The organism is Candidatus Albibeggiatoa sp. nov. BB20 (assembly GCA_016744725.1).
Lineage (GTDB): Bacteria > Pseudomonadota > Gammaproteobacteria > Beggiatoales > Beggiatoaceae > Albibeggiatoa.
Genome location: JADGDW010000042.1, coordinates 16,214 through 28,180, shown reverse-complemented (window position 1 = coordinate 28,180; position 11,967 = coordinate 16,214). Strand labels below are relative to the sequence as shown.

Sequence of the window (11,967 nt, the reverse complement as noted above, 5' to 3'; positions counted from 1 at the left end):
TTTATTTAGAAAATAACATGAAAAAAACCAGTATAAACAAGTATATAAATTACTTGGAAATCATGTTTAATCAATTAATTAATCTCAAAAAATGGGCGCAGGATAACCCTGTAAAGGCAATTAAACCTTTAAAAACGAAGGAATTAGAAAGACGACATCTATCAACCGAAGAAATTAAGGAATTGCTGGAAAAGTTAGAACAGTCCAGAAATAAAAGCGCAGTTAAAATTACTAAGATTTGTTTAGCCACTGGAGCAAGATGGTCAGAGGTAGAAAATCTGACTAAATCTCAAGTTGGCAATGACCGCATCACTTTCATCAATACTAAAGGTGGTAGAAATCGCACTGTACCATTAAGCAGTGAATTGTGCGAAGAACTAAAAAATAACTCTAATGAGCAATTGTTTAGAAAAAGCTACCACATATTTAGAAGAACTCTAAAAAAGTGCAGTTTTAAGGTAAGAGATAATCAAGCCAGCCACGTATTGAGGCATACTTTTGCAACTTATTTTATTGCCAACGGCGGAAATATTCTTGCGTTAAAAGAAATCTTAGGGCACAGCGACATGAAGATGACCATGATTTACGCACAATATTCGCCTGAACATCTTGAACAGGCTAAAACTTTAAATCCGTTGACTATTTTGTGACAAAAGCAACTTTTAAATATCAAAATAATTAAATAAAATTAATCTATTACACATTTTTGGTAATTTATAATTATTAAATAGTATAGCCAATTATTTAAGATTATTCAGCTATCTCACTTTCTTCAGGGTTCAATACTGTTGGCTCTGACCATATGAGTAGCACCTCTCGGTTACGCTCAAACCATGCGGAAGGTACAGCTTGTACTTGCGCATAAGATTGGCCAATATCTGGATTAATTTCAACAATTTTACCGACAGGATAGCCTTTAGGAAATTGTCCACCCAAGCCTGAAGTGACTAGTTCATCCCCAATTTTAATATCGGCATTATTGGCTAAATAGAGCAATGCTAAACGGTTTACTGCGCCTAAGCCTTCCGCAATACTACGCTCACCTGTGCGACTGATTTCAATTGGTAACGCATGGTGCGGGTCAGTGATTAATAACACGGTGCTGGTCATATAATTCACATGTATCACCTGTCCCATAACGCCATGTGCATCTACAATCGCCTGCCCTTTAAATACACCATGATAATTGCCTTTATCAATCGCTAATTTACGTCGAAAAGGGTCAACTTTTACCGATAGAATTTCAGCGACTAAGGTTTTTGCCACAACCCGTTTTGATGAATTTAGTAAAGTACGCAGCCGATCGTTTTCATTTTTTAAATCTTGATAACGTAATAATTTGAGTTTTAATTCTTGGTTTTCAGCCTGAAGCCTATTTTTTTGCTCTAGTAATTCAACTCGTGAATGTAAGCTTTCTGACATCCAACTACCCACTTTTACAGGTAAATCCACCATATATTGAATGGGATATACCATCAGTGAAAGTTGAGAACGTACTGTTTCTAAGTAACCCAAGCGGTGGTCAACCATCATCAATATCAGCGATAAGTTAAAAAATATAAACAAGCGCAGGGTTGGTGATGGGCCTCGGGTAAACAAAGGGTGAATAATCTGTTGTTTTATGCCTTCATCCATGACGATTCAATTAGCAATGAGCAGTGGGCAATTATCTGTGAATTAGACGGTATTAGCAAATCTCTGAATTGGGCTTTAGGTTTTTCAGGTTTTGCTAAAAATTATCCCCATCTTAAGCTCAACATTCCTCATAAAAAAACCAGAAATGGCTCACTTGACTGGAGAACAAAAATTAGAAAACATGCTCATTACTAAATTTTATTTGGTCATGCCTGTCTTTCAAGCTCTGCTTGACATATTAATTCTTGGAATAGAATTTCTTGGACATACAACACTACCAAGCTGAGCTATCGGATTATCATGGAACACATTCGCATTCATAATACTGATTTATATGATAAAATTTCTGCTACTTGTGCTGAATTGTGAGATTTTAATTTTAATCGCTAACTCTTTGTTTTTTAAGGTTGCAATATCTATAGTAGCCATTTGATTTTAAACGATGCAATAACGCTATTGAATCAGATTTATTTTGAGAAAAAATTTAGATTAAACAGACTTTCTTTTGCTTGATTTCTTAAACAATATTGCTGTGAAAAACCGCTTGCTGTTTTACGCATCAAAATCAAAAATTTTAAACTAGCAAAAACTATCCTAATCATCGATTATAATCTTGCTATAATTGCGGTTTAATATTCTAGGAAAAGCAGTTATTCATCTAAAATGATTCTAATTATTTAGAATAAGCTACCAAAAATGGCAAGCATTTTAGATGAGTTATAGCGGAGGTCAATGTGGTATCAGTAGCGCGTACAAAACGTAGAGCTCGTGTTTGGATACAAGAAAATATACCTTATATTGTTGTTATTTCAATGATTACAACTTTGTTGGTCGTTTTTTTATGGCCACGTATTTTTATCACTATTAATGGGGGTGAAGCGGGTGTGTTATATAAACGCTTTACGATTGGTACAGTGACTGATTATGTGTATCCAGAAGGACTACATATCATTTTTCCATGGGACATCATGCACATTTATGATGCGCGGGTACAATTAGTCAAACATCAATTTAAAGTACTGACTAATCAAGGTTTACCCGTGTATTTAAAAATTGCGATTCGTTTCCACCCAGAATATGAACTGATTGGGGTACTGCATCAAAAGATTGGCCCAGACTATGTGAATAAAATTATTATTCCGCAGATTGAGTCGGTGATGAGGCGTAATATTGGTAAATATACCCCCGAAGATATTTATACGAATAAAGAAGGTGTTTTAAGTAATATTATCGTTTTAGCATTGGAAGAAACAGGCCGTAAATATGTACGGATCAGTGACATTATTATTCGTAGCCTAGACTTACCTGAACCTGTGGCCAAATCCATTGAAGATAAATTAGTCTATGAAGAACAATATAAATCCTATATTTATATTCTGGAACGCGAAAAACAAGAAGCAGATCGTAAACGAATCGAAGCAGAAGGTATTAAAGACTACCAACGTATTATTGCAGAAACTTTGGATGATAAAATGTTGACTTGGCAAGGTATTAAAGCGACGGCAGAGCTATCTGAATCAGAAAATGCAAAAGTGCTTATCTTTGGTAATCAAGGCACTAATGGACTACCTTTAATTTTAGGTGCACCACTCAAATGATGCGTTTTTTATATGTAATTTGCATTGCTGCGGTTCTGATTAATCTAACAGGCTGCGAAAGACCTGCGTATAAATTTAAATTTGAGCGCGAAGAAAAAGCAGATAAAGCCCATAAGCGTAGAACACCCATTAATATTGGTGTGGTATGGGATAGCCGTTCCCAAAGCTTATTTTTTGAAGGGGCAAGATTTGCGGCCCAAGAATTAAATGCTAGAGGCGGAGTTTTAGGTCGTAGAATCAATTTAATTGAAAAAGATGAAGCAGTTTATTTACAAGCAGGCTTTTTTGATTTTAGTAAGAAAATGCGTAATCACGCACAATTTGCAGCCAAAACCGTTGCCGAGGAATTAGTGGTGAATACCGATGTCGTGGCCGTGGTTGGACATAGTATTTCTGAAACCTCGATTGCAGCATCAATTACTTATGAATATTTTGGTGTACTATATTTAGCACCCGGTGCGACTAATATTGAGCTGACTCGCCACAATTTTATGTATACTTTTCGTCTTATTCCCGATAATTATCAAGAATCTAAGCAATTGGCAGGCTATATTTATTACAGTTTAGAAAAGAAAAGAATTGTGGTGCTGTATGATCGAACTGAATATAGTAGCCAAGTTGCTGAATCTTTTGCAGAGACCATTGCAGATATGCAGCTTGATGCTAAGATTATCTATCGTCGCTCATTTTTCCGAACCAAGAAAAGTTTTAAAGACATTATGTCTGATCTGAAAGGCGTAGAATTTGATGTGGTTTTTGTTGCAACCAATGAAGATACAGGCAGCCGAATCCTACAAGAAGCCCGTAATATGGGAATTAAACACCCTTTTGTTGGGGTTAATTTAATGTACCATCCTAAATTAATTGAGTTAGCAGGAGATGCCGCAGAAGGTTTTGCAGTGCCCGCCCCATTTAATGAATCATTCAATTTAGCTCATGGTTTTATCTCTCGTTTTAAAAAGCAATATGGCAAGAAACCTGATGCTTGGGCAGCTCAAGCCTATGATAGTATTATGTTATTAGCCCATGTTATTGAAAAATCTGATTCTACTGTGCCGATTGTGCTAGCGACACAATTACGTTATATGGAGCCGTATTGGCTAGGCGTAACAGGCCCTCATTCTTTTACTAAAGATGGTGAGATTACAGGTAAACAATATAGCTTTTATACCGTGCATCATGGTAAATTTGAACTCATACCAGGTGCCAATGTGCCGTTCATTTTAGAGCTAATTAAATTCAATGAACAAAAATCTGCAATGCTTGCAGAATGAGGTGAATCATGTTAGCACATGTTATTTTAATGTCCATTCTCCCAGCATTTCTGATTGGCTTATTGGGACAAAATCGTAAAATGGGTTTTTGGGGATATTTTTTTGCATCTTTATTGCTTACACCTCCAATTGGGTTGCTTTTGGTTTTAGCATCTGACTCTAAGCCAACAACGCCAGTTTAAGTAAGCGTGTAAACTCATTATAGCCCATGGTTTATTAATTGATGGTTAATCGCTCACAGGGGTATGAGGTACGAATTTTGACTAGTAGTCAATTGTTTAGCGTTTATTGTTTATTGGTCACTGTAAAAGGGGAGCATTCATGACATACCAAATACCAGCAGCAGGTGAACCTTTTGTGTGCGCATGGAATGGTGGTAGAGATGCTTGTCTTGCCTTATACCGTGCAATTAGGGCAGGCGCAAAGCCCCAATTTTTACTAACTATGTTGGATGAGAGTGGTGAATATTCTTATTCTCTGCCCATTCCACGAGATGTATTGCAAGCACAGGCCTTGTCTTTAAATATTCCTTTGTTGACCAAAACTGCGGATAAAGCAAATTACAACCAAGGTATGTTAGATGTGCTACAAGAATTGAAAGCCATGGATATTAATATTGTCATTTTTGGCGACATTTCGTTAGATAATCATCGACGTGGCAATGAGGCTTTATGCCAACAAGCGGGCTTGCAAACCTACTTGCCTTTGTGGGGTACGCCCAAATCACGCGTATTAGCAGAATATGTGACATCTGGATTTGTCGCCATGATTATGACCGCTTCAGATAAATTGGGGCAAAATTATCCTGGCCGCTATTTAGATACGCAATGTATTGAAGAGCTGGAAGCACTGCAAGGCGTAGACCCGACAGGAGAAAATGGTGAATATCACACTGTTGTTGTGGATGGGCCTATTTTCGCAAATCCAATTCCAATCAAAGCCAACAATGTCAAAACAGTAAATGACAATTGGGTTGCAGACCTGAATTTATTATCACTGAATTACTAATTCCAGAGACCCAGTAATTAAAATGAGCTATTCAAAATTGACTCATTATTTAATAAAACCCAATTTAGGAGTGGGAATGCAATAATAGTGATTGAATGTAATCGCTGTCGTTTGTATGCGGAAAGTTTCAACGTTTGCACCTATTGTATTCTTATTCCTAACTCAAATAGAGGGTCTAGATTGACTTTATCAATGTGAAACTGTAACTTCCTATAATCAAATTATTTTGATTTGAAGGCTATTTTTTCGGGACATTATTTAAAGCCGTTGCCAAATCATTGCCTCGTACGGGTTTGCTAATATAGTCTTGCATCCCTGCTGCAAAACATTTTTCTTTATCTTCTTTCATTGCATTTGCTGTCATAGCAATAATCCAAGGTCGTTGAGCTTCTGGCCAGTTCTTGATAATTTCTCGTGTTGCTTCTAAACCATCCATATTGGGCATTTGCATATCCATCAATACCACATCATAGTATTTATTACGCAATGCTTTTAGCGCCTCTAAACCATCAACAGCCATATCAGCTTGATAACCTAGTTTCTTCAACTGTAAAGCCCCTACTTTTCGATTGACTGCATTGTCATCTACTAACAAAATATCTAATTTATCACCACTTTTCTTTGGCAATACAATATCATTGGTTTGTTGCATATCTTGATAGTGTTCGGGTGTGGATATATTTACTTTTGGCTCTATTTTTGGTTTAACGAGTTCATTTTGTGGCACTTCTGATAATTGTAATAAAATATCTAATAAACGTTTGGGGCGTATCGGTTTATTGAGGCAAGCATTGAATGGCGCGTTACGGTGCTGTTTGCCACATAGATGAGTGAGGGCAATTAATGGTTTGGATTGAATCTTACCTAAAGGTATTTGATTTTGATTTAACTCAACCATTGCAAAGTCTACATCTTGGGAAATTTCAGGCGCGATAATCATACCCCAGCGTTCGATTTGCTGCTCAATAAATAAACGATTATTCGGTGTTAAATTTAGCAAAAAGAGACTTTTACCCTGCAAATCAGCATGAGTTTCGTATAACACTTGCAATGGCTTACTTTCAGTAGCAGGTACTTGAATTGTGAAATGGAATTTTGAGCCAATGTCAATTTCGCTCTCAACCCAGATTTGGCCGCTCATTAATTCACTTAAATGCTTGCTAATTGTTAAGCCCAACCCTGTACCACCATATTTTCGCGTAGTTGAGGGGTCAGCTTGGGTAAATGCTTTAAATAAGGATTCAAGTCTATCTTTAGGAATTCCAATTCCACTGTCTTGTACCGTAAATTGAATTTGATACAAATCATTAGCAACAGGTTTCGCTTGCACTTGTACCTGAATTTCACCATTTTCGGTAAATTTCACCGCATTACTGAGTAAATTTACTAAAATCTGTTGGAGTCGGGTGCTATCACCTTTTACACATTGAGGTACGTTGTCATTGTAAAAATAAAGTAAATTAACTTGTTTTTCGGCAGCCCTTGCACTAATTAAATTCAAAGCATTTTCAATACAGTCACGCAAATCAAATTCTCGTTGTTCTAAATTCAGCTTTTTGGCCTCAATTTTAGAAAAGTCTAAAATATCATTAATTAAAGTCAATAATGTATTGCTACTACTGCGAATTGTATTTAAATATTCTGTTTGCTCTGCATCTAATTGAGTGTCTTCTAAAATATCAGCCATACCCACAATAGCATTCATTGGGCTGCGAATTTCATGACTCATATTAGCTAAAAATATAGATTTAGAGTCAGCGGCTTTTAAAGCTGATTCACGTGCTTCTGCCAGTTTTTGATTTTCTTCTTCTAAACGCAAGTTTAACTCTTGAATTGAATCATTAGCTTGAGCCAGTTTTTCTGTACGTTGTTGAACTTTCTCTTCCAAATTAGCATATAAACGTGCATTTTCAATCGAAATAGCTAATTGGCTCGATAGTAATTGCACCAATTCCAACCGACTACGGGTAAAAACACCCGTGCTTAAATTATTTTCTAAGTAAATAATCGCAATGAGTTTGCCTTGGTTTAATACAGGGCTACATAAAATAGATTTAACGTATTGAGATTGAATATAATTATCTAATCGATACAATTCATCTTTTTGGGCATCATCCAAAATTACAGGTTTTTGTGACTGAATAACATATTTAATCAGTGATATTGGAACAATTGGGATATCAGACTGCTCTAGTGGTTTTGATGTGGAAATAGTAAACTGCTGTGTATGACTATGTTCTTCAATAATCCATTGATTGCCTTTCTTTAATAACAGTATTCCATGTTGTGCCCCTGCATTTTCTATCACAATATTAATCAGTTTTTTCAATAAACTATCGAGCTGAACCTCTTCAGATAAACTACGTGAAGCTTTAATAATTGAAATTAAATCTAAATCTGAAATACTGCCATGTCCAGTGCTTATTGTACTAATCGTGGTATTGGGTGTGGTGCTAATTGCTTTAGTCACAACACCTAAATTGAGTTCGGGGTAGCGGATTTTTAACAAGTCTGACTTACTGCTTGATCCCCAATTTTGGTAAAGATAGAAGGCTTCTTTAATATAAGTTGCGGTAACATTTGCATCACCTTGTGATTGCCAATAACGCGCATAGAGTTCACAAGCAATTGCTTCTTCTTGCCTGTAACCATGTTGTTGTGCTAAATCAATGGCTTGTTTGTAATACTGTAATGCTTTTAAGGTTTTACCTGCTAATTGAGCTTTCCCTGCTTTAATCAAGGCATAACGATGTGCATTATTATCTGGTGCATGTTTAGCCCATTTTTTCAACTTTTTGCAATTATTTTTAAGTGCTTTTAAATGTTTAGCTCGCGTCGACTTGTCAGTTCTTGCCATCAATGCCAAACGAGATAATGCTGCATAAAAGTGAAATACAGTACTATGAAACATGGATGCAATACCCATAGGGTCTACTTTTTCTGCATATTCTAAAGCCAAATCATATTGTTCAAACCAATAACACAACATCATTTTGTGCACATACAAAAATGCTAATGCAGTAATATCATTAACATCAGTATGCAAAGGTAACATGACAGTCTCATCATAAGCATCACCTGTTAACATCCAAGGTTGGTGTGGGTTTGCACCTCGGAGGTTTAATACAGTTTGCAATACGATTTGATTGTAATATAACGGCGTTTGTTGTTGAATTTGGTCAATAGCGGTGACATATTTTATGGTTTCTTTTTCGACCAGGTCTAATGGATTACCTGCAAAAAAACTGTAATTACAGTACATAAATGCTGAATAGCCTGCAAATTCCAATTCTCCCGTATCCACACCTGATTGATAAGCTTCCAATAGTGGCTCAAGTGTTTCACGTAAAGGGGCTTCCCAATGCCATACAAAGTTATTCACCATAAAATAAGTACGACATTTCAACTCATTAGCATTAAAATCATCTAATACTTGCAATGCTAATTTACCAAAACGGTGGCCTAAGCTAATATCACCAATCACACCACACAAAATCAATCCATAGCTCGAATACGCAAAGGCTGAAATCGGACAGTTACCATGTTGAATTGAAAATGTGGTTAACTTAATTGAGGTTAAAATCATTTGATGGGTATCAGCAATATACGCGGCTGAATAAATTCGATTCATAATCCGCATTATGGCTAAATCATACGGATCGTGAGTGTGAGGTAAGGAACTCAATTGTTCAACTTGTTTACCCATCAAGGTTAATTTAGAACGGTAAAAATCGCGTAAAATATGGGCTAATGTTGGATTTTTCGGGAAATGTACTTTTAATTTGCTTAAAACAGATAAAGCAAACTTCACCGCTTCCAATGGCTGATTTAATGCCATAAAAGATTGTATCTGAATTTCATAAACTTTGACTTGATCTAAAATATCGCTGGTATTTTGCAATACTAATTCAGCCCATTGATTCATCTGATCGTAATCACCATTTAAAAATGCAGCTTCAGTGGCATGAACATATAGCCCTAAACTAAGTTCATAGTCGAGTTGCCAGCTATCAATTTCTAATAAATGTAATCCACATTGCAAATAAGCCAGCGCAGGTTCATAAGCTGCTGCACTTTTTGCTGTTTCCCCTGCTCTTAAGTTTAATTCAGCTAGTTTTTTTCGTTTATCAGAAGATTTGATTAATTTTTTGGCTAAATTCAAATGGTTGACAATTTCAAATAAACGCTCTTCTAATTCTTGTTCTGAACTGCTTTCTAACAATAATTGCCCCACTTGTAGGTGGGTTGAGGCTTTTTGTTCATTATCGATGAGTGAGTAAGCTGCTTGTTGGACGCGATCATGAATAAAGCGATAAACGGGAATCATTTCAACACTCCGAGTCATTTTTTTCTGATCTACAAATTTATATATATCACCTAGTGGTAATATTAATTCTTCTTGTAAAGCTTGCCATAAAGCATTGGCGGTATCGGTGACAGAGTGCTGGTAAACCAATGATAAGGTTTTTAAATCAAACTGATTACCAATACAGGCCGCAAGTTCTAATACGGATTGACTGCCTGTACATTGTTGCTGAATTTTATTCACCATTAAATCAACAACATTATCACTAATATCCGCTTGTTGCATTTTTTCTAAATACCACCGCCAATAACCGTTGGGTATATCAAATTCAATGGCTCTGTTTTGGTAGAACATGTGTAGCAATTGAGTGAGAAAGAAGGGATTACCTCGGGTTTTTTCCCAACATAATTGTGCAACTTGATTAACCTTGTCTGTATGAGTTTTTAGGCTATCAGCAATTAACTGGCTCACGTGTGATAAAGCCAGCGGTGCAAGCGTAATTACATTGACAACGGCTTGTTGCCGACGAATATTTTTTAAAGCCATCATTAAAGGATGAAATTCATCCACTTCATTATCACGATATGCACCAATAATAAATAATGATTTTTGCTTGTCATCATTCATTAATAATTCAAGTAGTTGTAAAGTTGCTGCATCCGCCCATTGTAAGTCATCGAAAAATATAACTAATGGTTGATCAAAGTCTGAAAAGGTGCTGATAAAATTTTGTAACACCATATTAAAACGGTTACGTGCTGCATTGGGCGATAACTCAGGTACAGCCGCTTGTTCACCTATAATTTGCTCAATTTCAGGTACAACCTCAATCAATACTTGTCCATTGGGGTGTAATTTTTGATTAAGCTTATATTTCCAATTTTGAATATGTTCTTCATTTTCAGTGAGTAACTGCTGAATTAGAGCACGAAAAGCTTGAAATAATGAATCATAAGGAATATTACGTTTAAACTGGTCAAATTTGCCACTGATAAAATAACCTTGTTTTTTCACAAAGGGTTTGTGAACCTCATGTACTAAAGCGGATTTGCCGATACCAGAGTATCCAGCAATCAGCATCATTTCTTTGTGTCCAAGGCTTACACGATCAAAACTAGAAACCAGTAATTTGATTTCCATTTCACGTCCATATAATTTTTCGGGAATCTGGAAATGGCTTGACGCATCTTTGATCCCTAGACTAAAACTGTCAATCCGCCCCATTATGCGTAATTGGTCTAAACTTCGCTTTAAATCAGTTAATAGGCCAAATGTGCTTTGATAGCGTTTTTCTGCAGTTTTTTCCATTAATTTCATAATGATGGCAGAAATAGGATAAGGAATTTGTGAGTTAATTTCAATAGGGGGTTGGGGGATTTTAGCTATATGGCAATAAACCCATTCCATTGCATCTTTTGCTTCAAATGGCAATCGACCTGTCAGCATTTGATACCATGTTATACCCAGAGAGTAGTAGTCTGTACGATAGTCAATGCTACGATTCATACGCCCTGTTTGCTCAGGCGAAATATAATATAAATTGCCTTCTAAGGTATCTGGGCTGCGAATTTCTTGGGTTTCACGTGATAATTCGGTGGCAATTTCAAAATCAATAAGCTGAATTTGTTGCGTATTTAGATTCACAACAATATTAGTAGGGTTAATATCTTTGTGCATGATATTTTGCTGATGGAGTTCACCAAGCAATTCAGTCAGGCGAATAGCGAATTGTAAAAATTTTTCTATATCAGCTTGATAGTAGCCCATGAGTTTTGATAAAGGCTGGCCACCAATATCCTCCAAGATCATGACCCAAGTATTTTTATAAGGCACAAGTTCATAAGCTCGAATAAAGCCAGTATTATCAAGTCTTTTAGTTAAATGATATTCTCGTTGAAAACGAGCCATGTCACGTGGTGTTGGCTGTTGATTACTAAGTGCTTTACAAATAATAGGTAGCTGATCTCTATCTCTGCACCCGCGATAAATTTGAGTATGTGCACTATCAAATAGCTTTTCAGTTAATGTATAACCCTGTATTGAAAACATAATTTTCCTAATCAAATAAGTCGTATTCCATGATTATCTGGTGAAATAATATGAATTTATTAAACTGACTTTAAATTATTTATCTAGCACTTTTCAT

The 11,967-nt window shown here is 36.1% G+C and carries 6 protein-coding genes; 4 read left to right on the top strand and 2 right to left on the bottom strand.

Features of this window, described 5'->3' with window-relative positions:
* Positions 1-650 (top strand): phage integrase (locus tag ABXH34_RS06815; protein ID WP_353571115.1); only part of this gene is annotated, 650 nt, incomplete at its 5' end.
* Positions 651-750: 100 nt separating this feature from the next.
* Here the strand turns inward: ABXH34_RS06815 and mreC are convergent.
* A complete protein-coding gene (gene mreC / locus ABXH34_RS06810) occupies positions 751-1,635 on the bottom strand; it encodes a rod shape-determining protein MreC (protein WP_353571114.1) in 885 nt (294 codons plus the stop codon).
* A gap of 734 nt (positions 1,636-2,369) precedes the next feature.
* Between mreC and ABXH34_RS06805 the strand changes: the two genes are divergently transcribed.
* From ABXH34_RS06805 to ABXH34_RS06795, 3 genes are all read left to right on the top strand, one after another.
* Positions 2,370-3,233, top strand: coding sequence for a prohibitin family protein (locus ABXH34_RS06805; protein WP_353571113.1), 864 nt, complete (start codon positions 2,370-2,372; stop codon positions 3,231-3,233).
* Positions 3,230-4,507, top strand: coding sequence for an ABC transporter substrate-binding protein (locus tag ABXH34_RS06800; RefSeq protein WP_353571112.1), 1,278 nt, complete (start codon positions 3,230-3,232; stop codon positions 4,505-4,507). The genes ABXH34_RS06805 and ABXH34_RS06800 overlap by 4 nt, the downstream gene beginning before the upstream one ends.
* 321 nt (positions 4,508-4,828) lie before the next feature.
* Entirely contained in the window at positions 4,829-5,515 is a 687-nt protein-coding gene (locus ABXH34_RS06795; protein WP_353571111.1) for a Dph6-related ATP pyrophosphatase, read from the top strand.
* 238 nt (positions 5,516-5,753) lie between these two features.
* Here the strand turns inward: ABXH34_RS06795 and ABXH34_RS06790 are convergent, their stop codons facing one another.
* Entirely contained in the window at positions 5,754-11,870 is a 6,117-nt protein-coding gene (locus tag ABXH34_RS06790; RefSeq protein ID WP_353571110.1) for an AAA family ATPase, read from the bottom strand.
* Positions 11,871-11,967 lie beyond the last annotated feature (97 nt).

What these genes read in the sequence shown, in the direction of transcription:
- mreC (WP_353571114.1), bottom strand. Translation starts at nt 1,635, where the DNA reads ATGGATGAAGGCATAAAACAACAGATTATTCACCCTTTGTTTACCCGA.
- ABXH34_RS06795 (WP_353571111.1), top strand. Translation starts at nt 4,829, where the DNA reads ATGACATACCAAATACCAGCAGCAGGTGAACCTTTTGTGTGCGCATGG.
- ABXH34_RS06800 (WP_353571112.1), top strand. Translation starts at nt 3,230, where the DNA reads ATGATGCGTTTTTTATATGTAATTTGCATTGCTGCGGTTCTGATTAAT.
- ABXH34_RS06790 (WP_353571110.1), bottom strand. Translation starts at nt 11,870, where the DNA reads ATGTTTTCAATACAGGGTTATACATTAACTGAAAAGCTATTTGATAGT.